Here is a 19,179-nt window from a genome sequence, read left to right as displayed (position 1 = left end):
AATTTCTCCTTTAAATGTTTTTATAATTTATAATCAAGAAGTTTCCTTCTAATATAGCTAACTAACCACACACTTGTTAGCAAGAAAACGCCACTTGGTATGCTAGTTTTCTCTCCTGTTTGTGGTAAATTTTGAGGCATTTCTTGCTTCCACGTTTCTTTTTCAGTTAGATCGTCCTTATCTTCTGCCAGATTTTCTGATAGTTCTGGGTAAAGGGGACGTTCCGGAGCAGGCAGAAAACTGACACCTGCCTGACTTTCCACTTGACTATCATACTCCTCAGCCACAACAGGCCACGTCATATAACTTCCAATAACCAAGACAACCACCATTCTTAACAAAATAGTCAGCCAATTTTTCATGCCGTCTCGCCTCCTTTAAGAGGAAGTGCTTGGCTATTATCTGATGGTGTTTCAAGAGAGGTATCAGACACCGTCCACGTGATAGTCGTGTCATAATTTAAGAGCTTTTTAGCCCAACGATAACTATGGGGAGCTACTAATAATTCACTTTTCAGTAACTGATTATTTTCTTTTGTTTGAGTCTCCCCAATGACAAAATGTTCCTCTTGACTCATCAGATACTCCGATAATATAGGAGTTGCTTCTTGCCTTATTTCTTTACCATTTACTAATAATACTAGTCCTTTACTAGGGAGGAGCGTCGGCCCTTTAAACTCGCTCACTTTGGCAATTAACTGCCAATTAGGTTGATAGGCCGTACTTTTCACCACTAGATCAATTTGACTATCCTGTGGCGCTAAGACTTGTTTAGCTGGTTGCAGTTTACCTTTAAATGCCAAGTCTCCCTTAACACTTTCCAACCAAGTCTGACCATCATATCTGATGTAAACAGTCTGCTCTTTCTCTGTAAAAGGAATAACTAACTCGTCTTCCTCATTAACTGCTTGATCCTTTAAACTATTGCCACGATAACTAAAATGTTTACCCGTCAAGTTAGTGGTTACTTTCAATTCCGTTTGTCCTTCTTCAGGAGTAAAGGTTTGCGATGACATATTTGGTAATAATTCTTGATCATTAGTTTTATCATAAACATATTGAATCGTAATCGGTTCTGCAGCAACTTTTTCAATTTGAAATTCGTCACTACATTCAGCCAAGCCATTTTCCCCAATAGCATTAGCTCTTAGCTGTCGCTTACTTTCGGTCCCAGCTACTGCCTTCATTTTGAATGTCAACGTTTCACTATCCCCAATGTCAACCGAATCAGTCGCTGAAAAACTGACACTTTTCTTATCATCAGAAACAGTTGCTTCTTTTCCTTCCGGGCCTTCAATGAAAGTTAAAGCCTCGCCAAAGTCTGAATAATCAATAGTTGTTACGATATTTTTCCAAGACATGTCACCACTTTCAGCTTTATTCGTCACACTAACTTCTAGATCCGTTCCAGCTGGTACAGGTTGATCGCCCTCAATTAGGTTGCCATCTTTATCTTTTATTTCAATTGTTTGAGCTACTTCAGGTGACTCTGGTAAACGTGACATTGCCACTGCATTTTTGGCACCATTTCCTCCAGTTGATCCTGTGAATCCCCAATAAACATCTGTTTTTGGCGTCGCTGCCAACGACCCTTCCATTAGCCCAATTTTTAACAAACTACTATCAGTTATTTCTTTATAACCTTTGCCTGTCTCAGGATCCAACCAAGTCAAGGTATAACTCAGATTACCTTTAACTTGTTTACCAGCAATTCTTTCCCACTTAACACTAAATTTTTTCCATTCGCCATCTGACAATGAACTTCCAACAAATTTTGTTTCCATATGTTTAACCGGATATTGTTTAGGATCAGACCAGTCTCCTTGCATGTAAACAGACGTTGGCTGAGTAAAAGCTATATGGTCTTTGGCTTCATCTCCTGAAGGGGAACCTGATACGCCACCGTCACTTTCTCCACTATTATAGAACGTATCCATTTCAATAGTTGCCGCGCCCTCTACTTTATTACCGTAGATTCCCAAACCTTGTCCTTTAAGTCCTAAAGTTTTTTGGCCTTTTGAGCCATCTATCTTAGAAGATAACAAGGTAAAAGTAATACCATCTGCAGCACTAGTTCCTTGATTTCCAAAATAAAGATAGGCTTCTGTTTCAAAACTTTTTTTCAAAGAAATTTCATTTTTAGACCATATAGCACCTGACTGATTCGGAGCATCCGAAATATTCAGAATTTTTCCGTCTTCTGAAACACCTGGAAAGCCATCCCCAACAGGATCAGCAAAAACCTCGGATAAAGGTAAGGTATACAGTCCTTTGGGTAGTGGTGGTACTTCCGTTTCCGAGCGTGTATTGAAACTTTCTTGTCGTTTTTGCAGTTCTTTCTTATCTACTTTTTTTTGAGTAGGTGCTTCCTGTACCCTTTTTTCTTCTTTTTTTATTTCAGTTGTTTCGGATTCTGCTGCTTCACTTTCAGCCTCTTCCTCAGTTCCTGATTCCTCTACTTCACTTTCAGCCTCTTCCTCAGTTTCGGATTCTTCTGCTTCACTTTCAGCCTCTTCCTCAGTTCCTGATTCTGCTGCTTCACTTTCAGCCTCTTCCTCAGTTTCGGATTCTTCTGCTTCACTTTCAGCCTCTTCCTCAGTTTCGGATTCTTCTGCTTCACTTTCAGCCTCTTCCTCAGTTTCGGATTCTTCTGCTTCACTTTCAGCCTCTTCCTCAGTTTCGGATTCTTCTACTTCACTTTCAGCCTCTTCCTCAGTTCCTGATTCTTCTGCTTCACTTTCAGCCTCTTCCTCAGTTTCGGATTCCTCTACTTCACTTTCAGTCGCTTCCTCAGTTCCTGATTCTTCTGCTTCACTTTCAGCCTCTTCCTCAGTTCCTGATTCTTCTGCTTCACTTTCAGCCTCTTCCTCAGTTCCTAATTCTGCTACTTCACTTCCAGTCTCTTCCTCGGCTTCTAATTCTTCTTTAGTTTTGTTATTTTTCTCATATCTACTCATTTCAGTCTTAGCGTCTGCTTCCACAAAACTTAGCGTAGCTGTATTCAAACATAACAATGACGACATAAGTACGATAAACTTTTTCAGTTTTATCTCTTCCCCTCATTACTAGATGGATGATGATAATCTTGCTTATTTCATTTAAATAATCCGAATTTCCTTCTCATAAGGGTATTCACGAGTAATCGGTTCATCCCTTTAAAATTAAATTAAATAACATTAATTTAAAAAATATCACGAATCATACTATTTGTATAATACTCTAATTACAAATAAACATAATTATTGTCGATATTTATCGTTATTAAATAGCAATTTATTCAGTTATGATGCCCTAATTTTCTCTTTATAGGTATTACTTTGGTTCTTTATCTTTGCAAAGTGTGATTGCTGTTACGATTGCCACTTTTTACACTGATTTTCTATTTTTTATACAAAAAAGTATAAAAAAAGAATGAGGGGAATCCTCATTCTTTTTTGGTTATTTCTTTAATTGTAATAAACTTCATCTAAAAACAAGGCTTGAGCAGGTAAGGTCATCCCTGCATCTTGCCGGATTTTTTTTTCAAAAATGTCATCTATCTGATCTAAAGACATCTTTCCTGACCCAATATCCAAAATAGTCCCCATTAAAATTCGAACCATATTATAGAGAAAACCATTTCCGACAAACTGAAACTGTACCAACTCTCCTTCACGATGTATCGAGATTGATTCTAATTTTCTTACCGTCGATTTCTTACTTTTTTTAAGAGATGAAAAACCAATAAAATCATGCTCTCCCATCAATTTTTGACACGCTTGTGTCATTTTTTCATCATCTAATTGCTCTGTATAATGAAAACTATACTGACGTTTAAATGCTGAGGGAATAGCCGTATTCCAAACGTAATAACTATATTGTTTACCCGTTGCATTGTATCTCGCATGGAAACGTTCTGGTACTAATTCGACTTGCTTAATAATAATATCTTGTGGCAATTGATGGTTTAAACAAGTTAGAATTTGATCCGGTGACAGAGTGGTAGCTGTTTTAAAATTAGCAACTTGTCCCTTAGCATGGGTCCCGGCATCTGTTCGACCTGAGCCTATAATTTCAATCGTTTCACCGGTCATTTGACTCAAGACGCCCTCGATTTTACCTTGAATAGTCTTCTCTGAATCTCCCAAACGTTGCCAACCTAAATAGCGCTTACCATCATATTCAATGGTTAATTTTATATTTTTCATTGTACTTCCTCTCAGCTCTTAAAAATTTTTACTCATCTTTCTATCTAATTCTTCTAGATAAAAAATAACAAAGGTGTGATCTGCACACATGACTATCGAGCCTATAACCAAGTATTAATCTTCCATTTTATCTTTTATTTTAAAAAAAGCCTTAATACCTACTATTTTTCTAAAATAACTTATTCTAATCCAATAACCCTGTTTTTTTATACATATTTATTTTTACTTGACTTACTTACCAATAAATAAAATAATAATAATTTCTTATTTTACTTTAGACATATAACGGTAAACACTTGGTTCAGACATCTCTAATCGTTTAGCTACCCCTGCTACGCCACCTTTTAATAAAAAGACGCCCTTATCACTTAATTCAGTAATAATCGCTTCTTTTTCTGATATTTTCAACTCCGTAATATGTTCTTCATCATACCTATCTAAGACACTATCAATTAAGGATGTCATTAATTCTTCGATACTTTGGCCTAGTTTTTCATGTTCTTCCGTTTCTTCCGGTTTAACTGCCATCACACTGTCTAACTTAATCATTTTGTCCAACGTATCACGCATTTCAACTAGATTAGAGACTAAAACATTAATACATAACATCCCAACAAAAGTATCATTTTCATCTTTAATAAAATAACTAGAAGATCGACAAAGTTTTCCATCCGTCGTGTACGACTTATAGTTAGTACTGTAATTACTTGTTAGGTATTGCTTATCCTTAATTTGTTTTAATGCCATGTCTGTTAAAGGACCACCAATTTTACGATTACTTAAATTTCCTGACAGTGCCACAATTGAACTGTCTGGCGAACTAATATCATGTAATAAAATTTCACTGTCCTCACCGAGGATGTCATGGATAAAAGGAACTAATTGTTTATAATAAGAAAAAATTATCGAATCTTTCATTTTTACACTCCTAATCAAGGTTATAATAATTAATTATACCAAATTCCTTTCAAAAAAGCTCCTCGGTTTTTAAAACGTTCGTTAAAATCAAAAAATTGAATGCGTCACATCATTTCTACTATATTAGGCTTTAAAAAAACAAATGACTAATAAAAACGTTTACTAAGATTAGTTGACATGTTTAATTATCTGTTGTACTATACAGTCAAGAACAAAAATTAAATAACAAAAACTCCTTAGGGACTAGTAGTTTTATTATTTTTTCAGAGAGCTGATGGCTAGTGAAAATCAGTAAAATAATGAGATGAATTCCACCCCTGATAAAGAGAATAGAGATGATTTATTCCGCTTGACTAGCGTTAAACAGTTTATTAAGTGCAGTGTGTTTGTTTACTATGACACATTGAATCTGGGTGGTACCGCGAATTATGTAGATAGAGATACTCATTCGCCCCAATAGAACAGTGTTCTATTGGGGTGGATGAGTTTTTTTTATTATAAAAAACAAGAATGAAAGGAATGGGCATCTTATGTTAGATATTAAAAAAATGAGAAATAATTTTGACGACGTAGCAAACTTACTAGAAAATCGAGGCGTGGATAAATCAAGTCTAGAAAATTTCTTAGAACTAGATCAAACAAGACGCGACTTAATTCCTCAAGTTGAAGAGAAAAAGAAACAACGTAACCTTCTCTCAGAAGAAACTGCTGTATTAAAACGTGAAAATAAAGATATTACTGAAAACATTACTAAAACAAAAGAAATTAATGAAACCCTTAAAGACTTAGAAAAAGCATTAAACGAGGTCGAAACACAATTAGATGACTTAATGGTATCACTACCTAACTTGCCTCATGAAACAGTACCATTTGGTGATGATGAAGAGGACAACGTTGAAGTACGACGCTGGATGGAACCAACTGCTTTTGATTTTGAACCAAAAGCACATTGGGAAATTGGAGAAGCTTTGGATATTTTAGACTTTGAACGAGGGGCTAAAGTAACTGGTAGCCGCTTCCTTTACTATAAAAAACTTGGTGCTAGATTGGAACGTGCTATTTATAACTTTATGTTAGATACTCACATCCATGAACATGGTTACCAAGAAATGCTGACACCTTATATGGTAAATAGTCAATCAATGTTCGGAACGGGACAATTCCCTAAATTCAAAGAAGATGTTTTCCAATTAGCTGATTCAGATTACACGCTAATCCCAACATCAGAAGTACCGTTAACTAACTACTATGCTAACGAAATCTTAAAAGAAGCGGAGTTACCAATCTACTTTACAGCTCTAAGCCCTTGCTTCCGTTCAGAAGCTGGAAGCGCTGGTCGCGACACACGTGGATTAATTCGTTTGCACCAATTCCACAAAGTTGAAATGGTTAAATTTGCGACAGAAGATACTTCTTATGATGAGTTAGAAAAATTAACCCTTGATGGAGAAGATATTTTAAAACGTTTGAACCTACCTTACCGAACTATCACTCTATGTACAGGTGATATGGGCTTCTCAGCAGCTAAAACATATGATATTGAAGTTTGGATGCCAGCTCAAAATACTTACCGTGAAATCAGCTCATGTTCAAACTGTACTGACTTCCAAGCAAGACGTGCAAAAATCCGTTACCGTGACCAAGACGGTAAAGTTAAATTAGCACATACTCTAAATGGTTCAGGATTAGCTGTAGGACGTACGGTTGCCGCTATCCTTGAAAATTATCAAAATGAAGATGGCACAGTAACCATTCCAGAAGCACTTCGTCCATACATGGGTGGCGAAACAGTGATCAAAGCTTAAGCAGGACGTCATTAAATAAATATAATACCCCGTCGCCTTTCCTTGATTAATTAGAAAGACGACGGGGTTAAATTTATAAAAAAACACTTGGGTGGGTTTTACAACCACACTCAAGTGTTTTTTATTTAACATTAAAAACTTCGTTGTTATTAATGTCTAATCTCCGAAGATACGTTGCTTCATTGCTTTCCCTTCCGGAGTTCCGGCAATCCCACCTAAACCTGTTTCACGAAGTTCACGAGGTAAGTTAATCCCCACTTTACGCATCGCTTCTACAACTTCATCAGCAGGAATCTTGTTATCAATACCAGCTAATGCCATATCAGCAGCAATTAACGCATTTCCGGCACCAATGGCATTACGTTTCACACAAGGAATTTCTACTAACCCAGCTACTGGATCACAAACTAATCCTAGCAAGTTTCCTAAAGCCATACCAAACGCTTCAGAAGACTGTCTAGGTGTACCGCCAGCCGCCTCAACAGCTGAGGCAGCGGCCATCGCTGAGGCACTCCCCACTTCAGCTTGACAACCGCCCATGGCGCCTGCAATCATGGCATTATTAGCAACGACCATACCGAATAAACCAGAAGTAAATAAGAAACGAATCATTTGTTCTCTTGTTAGCTCAAGAGTATCTTTAATTGTAAATAAAACACCTGGAAGCGTCCCACTAGCACCTGCTGTAGGGGTTGCACAGATCACACCCATTGCCGCATTCACTTCATTAGTTCCTAGAGCACTTTGAACGCCTTTTAACATATCGTCCCCAGATAGCGTTCTCTTCTTAGCACGATAGTTTTTCAATTTAACCGCATCTCCACCGGTTAAACCAGTTGGTGAAAAGACACCATCTCCTTCACTAGAACGCTTAACAGCTTCTTCCATCGTTTTTAAATTGTAATCCATGATTTCCCAAACTTCTTCAAAACTCATTTGTGTTTGTTTCATCTCTTGCTCAATCATTAAATCCGATAAGGATTTACCTGTTTTTTCTGCTTCTGATATAAACTCTTCAATTGAAAAATACATCACTCGTCAGCTCCTATTCTATTTATTATAGTAAGATAATTTTTGAGTCACTATCTAAATTAAGTAATTCTTCTCGTAAAACTTTGGATGGTTGTGAGTTCAAATCAAGTTGGAATAAGAATTTGTTACCATTTTGATAGCGCGTAATCGTATTGACCTGAATATTATTTTCTTTTAATTTAGCTTCTAAACGTGATTTAACTGTTTCATCTTCAGTAATAGTAATTAAGATTGGCAATGTTCCTTGAGGTTCAATGACAAAACCGTCTAATTCAATATATTTCACTTCAATAGTTCCACCACCAACAGAGATACCTGTCACATGAATTTCGCGATCACCATCTTTTAAATTGACACACGCCGTATTGGCATGATTAACTGGACTATCACCTTCCATTTCGATAAACTCAACATCAATACCTGCTTCTTTAGCAATTTCTAAAGCGTTTGGCACACGTGAATCATCAGTAGCAAACCCTAAGATACCACTAACAATCGCATAGTCTGTCCCATGGCCTTTATGTGTTTCAGCAAAAGACTCGTAATATTTTACGATGACTTTTTTAGGTTGTGTTTGGAATAATTTGTTTGCCACAATCCCAATGGAGATTGCTCCGGCTGTATGTGAACTAGAAGGACCAATCATGACTGGTCCGATAACATCAAAACAGCTCTTAAAATTAATAACTTTTTTTTCTTTTTTTTCTTGGTTATTCATGGTATATTCCTCCTATTTTTTTATCAAATTAAACTGCTGCTGTGTTTCTAATCTCATCCATTGTCACGATCTTATAATTTTTGAAGACTAGGTAACCTAAGTAACCAAAAATCAAACTATTAATAAATACTAAAGCTACTGCTGTTAAGGTTGGAACTAATGGATTGTTTCCTAATGTTACTAATAAACCAGCCCATGGCGTTGCCATCCCTGTAACAGGAATTTGTAAACCAAAGTATGTAATAATCATACCATTAATCGCTCCGGCAATCGCGTTAGTTGCATAGATTGGTACTGGATTTGAACTAATAATATCGATCTGTGTTAGTGGTTCTATTGCAACAGCAAAGGCTGTTGTGTCATCCCCAAAGCGCATTTTTTTAAATAACATACCATTTAAAATTGAATTCCCGAAACAACACATTGCACCAACTGCCATTGGCACACCAGTCAACCCAATTAAAGCTGTTAAAACCATAGAACTTAATGGTGTCATTCCCACAATTGGAATAATCATTCCTAGTGCAGCTCCCATAACATATGGGTTACCATCAACGGCTGTTGTAATCACGGCACCAATAATATTTAAGACACCCATAACCATTGGTTGTAACATATCAGCTAAAAAGTAAGCTGCTGTTGGAATAACTAAAATCATAACAATTAAATCAATACCTTCTGTCACACGTTTTTCGATTTGTAAGACAACAAATGAAAGTAAGTAAGCTGCGATAAAAGCTGGTAATAATTTAAATTCAATTAAAGACACACCCATAATAACTGCAAAAACTGGACTAATTCCAAATGTTAGCGGGACTAAAACTCCGGCTGCAAGACCACCTAAGCCACCCATTACTTCACCAATATGCGCGACGTAATCTAGATGAAAGACACCACCAACTGCATAACGTAGAAATGCTTCTGCTAAAAAGGTTGCACACGCTGCTCCTGACAAAGCCCCTAAAGCTTTTTTCCCGCGTGGTGCTTTGAATGCGAATAAAGACATCGCTCCTAAAACTAAAAATAACATAATAATACCAAATAAAATTTTCATGTTTCTCTCCTCCTAGAATAAAATGTGTTTTTAAAATTCCTTCTATTTAATTGTTAAAATTTTAACCATTCTTTAATAATTTATTATTATTGTTTGTGTCATCTCTCCTTTCGAGATAATAATTTATTATTGGTTTTCATCAAAAAAAGATAGCGTTATCATTTAGCTATATCATTTGATTGTTTACTCAAACACAAATTAACACCCTTTAAGCCTGGCGTCAATGGGGTTAGATATCGTTTTCATTTAACGTTTGTTTATTGTTTTAAACATCGACAATAATTTATTATTTTATAAGATAATAAATTATTACATGCTATTTTAATAATAATTTATTATAAAATAGAAAAAATCGCTAGTTTTAAGCACTAAATCCTCCCTCTTTACCATCCATCTCTTTTTTTCATTAATTTGAGACGACTTATCTAAGTTACCTTTGTTCGCAAAACACTCTTTAAAAGTATTTTTTTGCAAATCTTAGATATCGGCTATTAATGGCTGATATTAGACAAATAAGTCAACGTATTTATTAACTATCTTAATTTCTATAAACACTCCTAATTTTTCTCTAAAAGCTTAAATACCTTATAAATCTGCCCGATTTTTAATTTTAACGAATGAAAAATAGCGAGAAATCCCTTTTAACTTCGATGTTTTTAACTCTCCTTAATCATTTTGTCTATTATTCTCTTCTTTTGATTCAAAGGTAGCAAAATTAAAGCAACTTCTGGTTCTTTTTCATGATATTATTAGAATCTGGTTAAAACCTAGCTATCCATTAAAATAAGACAAGAGGCTTTTAGCTAGGTACTATAAGTCTCTCTGTTCAAAAAAAGGAGTTTTTTATTCATGAAAAAAGTATTTTTATTTTCAACCGTTCTGTTCGGAATGTTCCTAACAGGAAACACAAGCGTCGATGCTGCTTCAATTGAGAGTGCTGACAAAATGCCTGATATTTCACAAGAAAAAGTGATGGTCGGCTATTATCAAAACTGGGCATCTTATGGGGATGGCTACAAAGGTGGAACTGCTAAGTCAATGAACTTAACAGACATCAATAAAGACTACAACGTTATCGATGTTGCCTTTATGACTGGTGACGCCTTACCGACCTTCAAACCTTATAACATGTCTGATGCTGAATTTAAGCAACAAGTAGCAGAGTTAAATGAACAAGGTCGCGCTGTTTTAATCTCTTTAGGTGGTGCTAATGCTCAAATCAGCCTACACAAAGGGCAAGAACAAGAATTAGCTGATAGAATTATTGAATTGGTTAAAACATATGGTTTTGATGGTCTAGATATCGATTTAGAGCAAAACGCTATTATCGCTGATGACAACCAAACAGTTATTCCTGATGCTTTAAAAATTGTCAAAGATCACTATAAAAAAGAAGGTAAAAACTTCATTATCACAATGGCACCAGAATTTCCTTATTTAAGAAATGGTGGCGCTTATGAGTCATATATCACTCAATTAGAAGATTATTACGATTTTATTGCACCACAACTATATAACCAAAATGGCGATGGGATCTCAGGTTCTAACGGTTGGGTAGCTCAAAATGATGATGCGAAGAAATATGAATTTTTATCAAGCATGACTGATGCTTTAGCAAATGGAACAAATGGTTTTGTTAAAATTCCTGCTGAAAAATTAGCTTTAGGTCTACCAGCTAATATTGATGGTGCTGCAAATGGCTTTGTTAAAAATCCTAAAGATGTTTACCGTACATTTGAAACAATGGCAAATACTGGACATGAATTAAAAGGGATTATGACATGGTCAGTTAACTGGGATGAAGGGGCTGACAAAGATGGCAAAAGCTACAATGGGCAATTCGCTAAAGACTACCGTGATTTAATTCATGGAACAACTGGCGAAAAACCTGAAGTGCCAGAAAAAGATACAGAAGCACCAACTGTTCCTACTACTATCAAAAAAACTAACATTACAAAATCAAGCATCGCTTTCACATGGACTGCCTCAACTGATAATGTAAAAGTTGATCATTACAACATTTATCGTAATGATAAATTAGTTGGAACAAGTCGTAGTACTGACTTCTCTGACACTGATTTAAAAGATAATACAAGCTATAGCTATCAAGTATCAGCTGTAGATGCTGCTGGAAATGAATCAGCTAAATCTAAAACAACAACATTTAAAACATTAGAAGATATTAAAGATACTGAAAAACCAACAACTGTTACAAATGTTAAAGCCAGCGACATTACAAATACTAGCTTGACATTGAACTGGAAAGCAGCTAGTGACAATGTTGGGGTCGATCACTATGTGGTTTATCGTGATGGTAAAGAATTAAAAACTGTAACAGGAACTTCTCTTAAAGAAGCTAACTTAACAAAAGATACGACTTACAATTATCAAATTACAGCCGTTGATGCTGCCGGAAATGAATCAGCTAAGTCTGATAAATTATCAGTAACGACAACAAATGAAGAAGTTTCAACTGATTCATGGGATGCTTCAGCAATTTACAATGAAGGCGATACTGTTACCTACCAAGGAAATACCTATAAAGCAAAATGGTGGACTCAAGGGGATAAACCTAATTCTTCTGACGTTTGGGAATTAGTTGATGGTTCTGATGAGTGGAGCAAAGATAAAGCTTATCAAGGTGGCGCAATTGTCGAATACGATGGCCATACTTACCAAGCAAAATGGTGGACTCAAGGGGACAAACCTGATTCTTCTGACGTTTGGGTATTACAAGATAAATAAGTAACATAAAAAAAGAGACTCACCTAGGTGAGTCTCTTTTTTATATTGCTTATTTCCCTTTAAATGTTCATTAAAATAACACCAGCTATAACTGTCACAACGCCAATTAATTGAATCATTGAAATAGACTCCCCTAATAGGAAGTATGATAGGAACATGATTAAAATATTAGTCGCTCCTAAACCGATAGGAACAATTTTACTCACATCATTTTTTGATATGATAATCATCCACAATAAAAAACTGACAACATACAACGTCAAACCAATTCAATTAAACTTAAATATGACAATTTTAAACCAATATCTGAATGACTCATTTTCTTTTAGCAAACTAACTAATGGTAACTATAGTTAAAATCCATAGCTATTTTCATACCTTTTAAGTTCCTCTACAGTAGCTTCATACATTGGTAACTCCTCTATAGCAATCATTACTTCTTCGTAAGCTTTTTTGGCTTCTTTATTTTTAATACTTGACAGCTTCCCTTCAATTGCATCATGAACATCTATCTCACCAATTTCATCATTGATTTTAGTATATCTTACCTACTAAAACTTTAATAATGCACTAGTCATCGCCAACTCCATGATAGTTGTCATGAGTTGGACAGCTCAATATTACGCTATTTTTAATAAACGTTTTTCTTTATAAAACGATAATTCAGAACAAATTAGTTATGAAAAAATTTATTCTATGCTACTCTTAAATTGTTTATATTAAATAATAGGAGGTTGTATTTTGTTTGCCATATTTTTTAAGAAAAATGAACTTCGAACAATGAGCCTTTTGACCAAAATAGCATCCCAATCTTTTGTGGCAAAATCCGATTTAATAGCTACCTTAGAGACTACTAAAACTACATTAAATCGTGATATAAATGAACTCGATACTATTTTAAAAAAATACCCTGACATGCCACAGATATTAAATCATCGAAATCATTTAAAGCTACTTCCAGGTAAAAAAAATTACAATATAAATTCTTTATTACTCGTAGTCATTCACTTATATTTACAAAATTCGTATTCATATCAAATTATTCAAACGCTTGTCACCTCTAAAAAAATTCTCTTGCAAGATTTTTGTGAAAAAATTGCTATTTCAAAAAGTTATTTTATGCAAGTTTTAGCTAATTTAAATGATTATCTAAAAGAGTATCACTTACAAATTAAAATAAAAGATAATACTGTTCAGTTTGAGGGGCCGATTGAAAATATTTTTTTCTTCTCTTTTTTAATGATGGATGCTCATACTAAATTATTTCACATGCATGATTGTCATTATGTCAAAACACTTCAGGATGTTGAAACCAAATTAGCTCAAGATATCAATGCAAATTTCAACCCTGTCAATACCCGAAAAGCGCTAAACTTATACTATCAGTTTGAATTGTACAAAGACGAATTAGAAGCAATGGTCATGACTAATCCAGATTCATTTGACCTTACTAAAATTTTCGAAGAATTTTATCCTATTTTTGATGCCGAATTACCTGATCAATATCGTGCTTATTTATCTTTTTTAGTAAATATTTCCTTCACACAATTGCGAAATGAAGAGCAACATATCAAAACACTAGAAAAGTTAAATCATCACAAACATCCCTTAATAATAGATGCTGCGGAGATAGCCAATGTCATGCTAACCCTAATCCCTCCTCTTCCTCCTTCTCAACAAACTATTTTTAAGGGAACAATTATTACAAATTTTATTTATCTACTTACCTTTAATAGTGAATTAAAAAGACCCTTTAATAATGTTCAACTACTTCGTGACATCCTAGATGAACAAGAACGTCACGTCCCTGTTAATTTAAAAGATAAATTAATCCAACAAGAGTTTAAAAAACTAAATCTCAATAACTTATTACCACTCTTTTTTGAGCACCTGTCTATTTTTGAATATGTTTTAGAAATATTTTATTGGCAAAATACTCAAACAAAATTACATATTTACTTAGATTTTGAAAATAGTATTATCTTTGAAGAACATTTAAAAAATCAGCTCAATCAATTATTTAACAAAGATGCCCTGATTTTTGACCAGACAGATGACTCACCAGACATCATTGTTTCAGATCAATTGTATAAGACAGACCAGGCTAAGTATTTTTTTTACTATGCAAGTATACAATCTGAAACATTGTTAGAAGAATTATTAGCTTTTCTAACTAAAATTTATTTTGACAAAAGAAAAGATAATTTAGCAGCTAAAACAAAAAAAAGCACACTATTTATTTAATAGTGTGCTTCTTTTTATTTTCTTCGTTTAGTTAATAAATAACTTGTACCCATTAATAAAGCTACTCCTGTTAACTTTAGGATTTCCGAACTCACTTCTCCTGTTTGAGGTAAATATTTACTAGATAAACTAGTTTCTTTATTTGATGGTTTAGTCTCTTTTAATCTTTCATCAGAACTTTCCTTAAGAATAGGTCTTGACGTTAATTGCTCGTTTGTCGCTTTTTCTGGTTTTTTAGATATGCTTATATTCTTTGATTTTCCCGGTGTTTTTGATTCTTTTGATATTTCTGGTTTCTCCGGTGTTTCCGGTTCTTCTGGTTTCTCCGGTGTTCCCGGTTTTCCTGGTTTCTCCGGTGTTCCCGGTTCTCCTGGTTTCTCCGGTGTTCCCGGTTCTTCTGGTTTCTCCGGTGTTTCTGGTTCTCCTGGTTTCTCCGGTGTTCCTGGTTCTTCTGGTTTCTCCGGTGTTTCTGGTTCTTCTGGTTTCTCCGGTGTTCCCGGTTCTTCTGGTTTCTCCGGTGTTCCTGGTTCTTCTGGTTTCTCCGGTGTTTCTGATTCTTCTGGTTTCTCCGGTGTTCCCGGTTCTTCTGGTTTCTCCGGTGTTCCCGGTTCTTCTGGTTTCTCCGGTGTTTCTGGTTCTTCTGGTTTCTCCGGTGTTTCTGGTTCTTCTGGTTTCTCCGATGTTTCTGGTTCTTCTGGTTTCTCCGGTGTTTCCGGTTCTTCTGGTTTCTCCGGTGTTTCTGGTTCTTCTGGTTTCTCCGGTGTTTCTGGTTCTTCTGGTTTCTCCGGTGTTTCTGGTTCTTCTGGTTTCTCCGGTGTTTCTGGTTCTTCTGGTTTCTCCGGTGTTTCTGGTTCTTCTGGTTTCTCCGGTGTTTCTGGTTTCTCCGGTGTTTCTGGTTCCACTGGTTGATTTTCAACGGTTACTTCTGTTGTGTATTCCGTTTCTTTGTTCTCTTTGACGTCTACTTTGATTGGTTCTTTTAATTGTTCATAGCCTTCTGGTGCCTCTACTTCTTCTAGATAATACTCACCCAAAGCTAAGTCACTTACTTTTACTTGACCCTCATCGTTAGTTACCAGTTTCTCTTTGACAACCTGTTTGTCGCTATCTAATAGATTAAAGACAGCTCCTGATAAGGTCTTAGTTGTGTCATCACTTGATACTTTTATGATCACTAATTGTCCAAGTGGGGCAGGTACTGCCACTGGTTGATTTTCAACGGTTACTTCTGTTGTGTGTTCCGTTTCTTTGTTTTCTTTTACGTCTACTTTGATTGGCTCTTTTAATTGTTCATAGCCTTCTGGGGCTTCTACTTCTTCTAGATAATACTCACCCAAAGCTAAGTCACTTACTTTTACTTGACCCTCATCGTTAGTTACCAGTTTCTCTTTGACAACCTGTTTGTCGCTATCTAATAAATTAAAGACAGCTCCTGATAAGGTCTTAGTTGTGTCATCACTTGATACTTTTGTGATCACTAATTGTCCAAGTGGGGCAGGTACTGCCACTGGTTGATTTTCAACGGTTACTTCTGTTGTGTATTCCGTTTCTTTGTTCTCTTTGACGTCTACTTTGATTGGCTCTTTTAATTGTTCATAGCCTTCTGGTGCCTCTACTTCTTCTAGATAATACTCACCCAAAGCTAAGTCACTTACTTTTACTTGACCCTCATCGTTAGTTACCAGTTTCTCTTTGACAACCCGTTTGTCGCTATCTAATAGATTAAAGACAGCTCCTGATAAGGTCTTAGTTGTGTCATCACTTGATACTTTTATGATCACTAATTGTCCAAGTGGGGCAGGTACTGCCACTGGTTGATTTTCAACGGTTACTTCTGTTGTGTGTTCCGTTTCTTTGTTTTCTTTTACGTCTACTTTGATTGGCTCTTTTAATTGTTCATAGCCTTCTGGTGCCTCTACTTCTTCTAGATAATACTCACCCAAAGCTAAGTCACTTACTTTTACTTGACCCTCATCGTTAGTTACCAGTTTCTCTTTGACAACCTGTTTGTCGCTATCTAATAAATTAAAGACAGCTCCTGATAAGGTCTTAGTTGTGTCATCACTTGATACTTTTGTGATCACTAATTGTCCAAGTGGGGCAGGTACTGCCACTGGTTGATTTTCAACGGTTACTTCTGTTGTGTGTGCCGTTTCTTTGTTCTCTTTTACGTCTACTTTGATTGGTTCTTTTAATAGTTCATAACCTTCTGGGGCTTCTACTTCTTCTAGATAATACTCACCTAAAGCTAAGTCACTTACTTTTACTTGACCCTCATCGTTAGTTACCAGTTTCTCTTTGACAACCTGTTTGTCGCTATCTAATAGATTAAAGACAGCTCCTGATAAGGTCTTAGTTGTGTCATCACTTGATACCTTTGTGATCACTAATTGTCCAAGTGGGGCAGGTACTGCCACTGGTTGATTTTCAACGGTTACTTCTGTTGTGTATTCCGTTTCTTTGTTCTCTTTGACGTCTACTTTGATTGGCTCTTTTAATAGTTCATAACCTTCTGGAGCTTCTACTTCTTCTAGATAATACTCACCTAAAGCTAAGTCACTTACTTTTACTTGACCCTCATCGTTAGTTACCAGTTTCTCTTTGACAACCTGTTTGTCGCTATCTAATAAATTAAAGACAGCTCCTGATAAGGTCTTAGTTGCGTCATCACTTGATACTTTTGTGATCACTAATTGCCCAAGTGGGGCCTCTTTCTCAGCTTCATTTTTTATTGTTAATGAGGCTAAATGGCCTATCATTCCTTCTTCACCTTCAAAAACTGATAATTTATGAGGTGTTTCATCTAATATATAACCGGGTGGAGCTTGTCTTTCAATAATTGTATACTCACCTGGTAATAATTTAGTCGTATTAGTTTTACCAAATTCATCTGTTACAACGGTATCTACTAAATTATTTTTGCTATCATAAATAGTAAACATCGCACCTGATAGAACTTTTGTTTCATCAGCAGCATCTAGTTTTAATAATTCAATAACGTAGTCTTTATCCCCTTGACCTTCAGCTTCCCCAATTAGATTATCTAATTCAAAGTTTTTGATGTCTCCTTCTGGAGCAGGTTCTTCAACACCATCAGCACCTTTGTAATAAGCCACTGATTCATTACCAAATTTAGCCAAACTAGCATCGGTTACTTGTGTTTTGTAGGTCACATCAAAACCTGTCTCATCAATATAAGGTGAGTTAATGATTACTTCAAAGCTATTACCATCAAAGGTAATATCACCAATCCCTTTGGCTCTCAACTCATCTAGTGTATAGTGGCTATAACCGTTATCTGCACCATTTGCAGTAATTTCAAAGGAGTCTTTAAGAAGATGATGTCCTTCTCCTACCTTATCGACAATTTTAATTGATTCAGAATAGCTCTTTTTAGCTGGATTTACAACCAAATACCACGTTGGTTTATGGTGGTCTCTGTCAGCTGTTCCCGTTTTATAATAAAAAATATCAGTACCTTCACCCGTTTCTGGACGAGTTATCGTCACAGTCTTTGGCGGTAACCCTGTACCTAAATCCCCTGAAACACTTGTTGCATTTGCAGCATTGCTTTCTGATAGCCCCATTGTATTAATAGCTGATAATTTTAATTTAAATGAACCTTGAATATGCTGTAATTCATTAACATTATCATCAAAGGTCAATACAATACTTGTATCTGAAGCTGTTATATGACCGATTACCAAGCCGTTTTCATCTTTGACTGGCAAATTATTTTCCATGGCTGTTAATTTTGCCATACCTTCGTCACTAATAGTCGATGGGAGTGTCAAGGTTAAAGTATCTCCACCTTTTATCTCAACTCCCTCTAATTCTTTAAACTTAACAGCTAATCCTAAGTGATCTGTCACATCCACCGTATCCGTTGGCACAGCTGGCATAGTATGGATATCGTAATAACTGTAATCAATCACGATCTTGTTATTTAATTCTTGAAAAGGACTGATTTCCTCCCCAAATGCCACTAAGGTTGGGCTGAAGTTTGCTAATATAATACTTACCAACATTACTATCCTTGTAAAAAACTGCATATTACTCCTCCTGTATATTTCTATATAGACGACATAGAATTATTTGACTCTCTATCCTTTTTAGTGATCACTTACCTAGGATGATCGAACACTAAAAGATAATTTTCATGAAACAATCATGAAAATAAACGTCGTGATATCTATCTTACAGGATGATCGTGAGGCTTTCATTACGTAATTTTGTTCCTAAAAAACCAATTTTCCAGACTTTTTAATTCAAAAAAAATAAGGATTATAAAATAAACAGCCTTTACATTGAATAAAACTCAGATAATAATAGCTTTAATTTAATAATAATTACAAACATCACGATAAATAAACAGATAAAAATTTTTAGTTCCATCATTTTTTATTATAAATTTAATTTTCATAATAAAAAAACAACTACTTGATTAGAGTAATTGTTTTTAATATGAGACGCATTA

At 35.4% G+C, this 19,179-nt stretch carries 12 protein-coding genes and 1 other annotated feature; of the genes, 3 read left to right on the top strand and 9 right to left on the bottom strand.

Annotated features, from left to right (window positions below; translation table 11 throughout):
- Positions 1–20 precede the first annotated feature (20 nt).
- The 4 genes from OL234_RS01410 to OL234_RS01395 all read right to left on the bottom strand — a co-directional run bounded on the left by OL234_RS01410 (position 21) and on the right by OL234_RS01395 (position 5,104).
- On the bottom strand, positions 21–362 hold the full coding sequence (locus OL234_RS01410) for a hypothetical protein (protein WP_275469390.1): 342 nt from the start codon (positions 360–362) through the stop codon (positions 21–23).
- On the bottom strand, positions 359–3,022 hold the full coding sequence (locus OL234_RS01405; protein WP_275469389.1) for a lectin-like domain-containing protein: 2,664 nt from the start codon (positions 3,020–3,022) through the stop codon (positions 359–361). Before OL234_RS01405 ends, OL234_RS01410 begins: the two co-directional genes overlap by 4 nt.
- A 423-nt stretch (positions 3,023–3,445) precedes the next feature.
- Complete coding sequence (gene truA / locus OL234_RS01400) at positions 3,446–4,186, bottom strand: tRNA pseudouridine(38-40) synthase TruA (protein ID WP_275469388.1); 741 nt, start codon at positions 4,184–4,186, stop codon at positions 3,446–3,448.
- A gap of 264 nt (positions 4,187–4,450) precedes the next feature.
- Positions 4,451–5,104: a helix-turn-helix transcriptional regulator gene (locus OL234_RS01395; RefSeq protein WP_275469387.1), complete on the bottom strand. Its 654-nt coding sequence runs from the start codon at positions 5,102–5,104 to the stop codon at positions 4,451–4,453.
- 227 nt (positions 5,105–5,331) lie between these two features.
- Positions 5,332–5,563, top strand: a binding site (T-box leader).
- Between the two features lie 71 nt (positions 5,564–5,634).
- Between OL234_RS01395 and serS the strand changes: the two genes are divergently transcribed.
- The gene (gene serS, locus OL234_RS01390; RefSeq protein WP_275469386.1) at positions 5,635–6,909 is read left to right on the top strand and encodes a serine--tRNA ligase; all 1,275 of its coding nucleotides are present in this window, start codon (positions 5,635–5,637) and stop codon (positions 6,907–6,909) included.
- A gap of 156 nt (positions 6,910–7,065) precedes the next feature.
- Here the strand turns inward: serS and sdaAA are convergent, their stop codons facing one another.
- From sdaAA to OL234_RS01375, 3 genes are read right to left on the bottom strand one after another with little or no spacing between them, the layout of a single operon-like run.
- Positions 7,066–7,941, bottom strand: a complete 876-nt coding sequence (gene sdaAA, locus OL234_RS01385; RefSeq protein ID WP_275470092.1) for an L-serine ammonia-lyase, iron-sulfur-dependent, subunit alpha — start codon at positions 7,939–7,941, stop codon at positions 7,066–7,068.
- 25 nt (positions 7,942–7,966) lie between these two features.
- Positions 7,967–8,659 carry an L-serine ammonia-lyase, iron-sulfur-dependent subunit beta gene (sdaAB, locus tag OL234_RS01380; protein WP_275469385.1) on the bottom strand — a complete coding sequence of 231 codons (693 nt, stop codon included), beginning with the start codon at positions 8,657–8,659 and terminating at the stop codon, positions 7,967–7,969.
- 28 nt (positions 8,660–8,687) lie between these two features.
- Positions 8,688–9,713, bottom strand: coding sequence for a PTS sugar transporter subunit IIC (locus OL234_RS01375; protein WP_275469384.1), 1,026 nt, complete (start codon positions 9,711–9,713; stop codon positions 8,688–8,690).
- Between the two features lie 849 nt (positions 9,714–10,562).
- Between OL234_RS01375 and OL234_RS01370 the strand changes: the two genes are divergently transcribed.
- Complete coding sequence (locus tag OL234_RS01370; protein WP_275469383.1) at positions 10,563–12,458, top strand: carbohydrate-binding protein; 1,896 nt, start codon at positions 10,563–10,565, stop codon at positions 12,456–12,458.
- Between the two features lie 59 nt (positions 12,459–12,517).
- On the opposite strand, the gene OL234_RS01365 is transcribed toward OL234_RS01370, so the two are convergent.
- Positions 12,518–12,715, bottom strand: a complete 198-nt coding sequence (locus OL234_RS01365) for an EamA family transporter (RefSeq protein WP_275470091.1) — start codon at positions 12,713–12,715, stop codon at positions 12,518–12,520.
- 484 nt (positions 12,716–13,199) lie between these two features.
- On the opposite strand from OL234_RS01365, the gene OL234_RS01360 reads away from it, so the two are divergent.
- Positions 13,200–14,702 (top strand): helix-turn-helix domain-containing protein, encoded by a 1,503-nt coding sequence (locus OL234_RS01360; protein ID WP_275469382.1) that lies wholly within the window; start codon positions 13,200–13,202, stop codon positions 14,700–14,702.
- Positions 14,703–14,716: 14 nt separating this feature from the next.
- Here OL234_RS01360 and OL234_RS01355 read toward each other — a convergent pair whose 3' ends face one another.
- Positions 14,717–18,754, bottom strand: a complete 4,038-nt coding sequence (locus tag OL234_RS01355) for a SpaA isopeptide-forming pilin-related protein (RefSeq protein WP_275469381.1) — start codon at positions 18,752–18,754, stop codon at positions 14,717–14,719.
- Positions 18,755–19,179: the final 425 nt, after the last annotated feature.

This window comes from Vagococcus intermedius (assembly GCF_029144185.1).
GTDB classification, from domain to species: domain Bacteria; phylum Bacillota; class Bacilli; order Lactobacillales; family Vagococcaceae; genus Vagococcus_D; species Vagococcus_D intermedius.
This window is presented reverse-complemented; position numbering and strand designations above follow the sequence as displayed.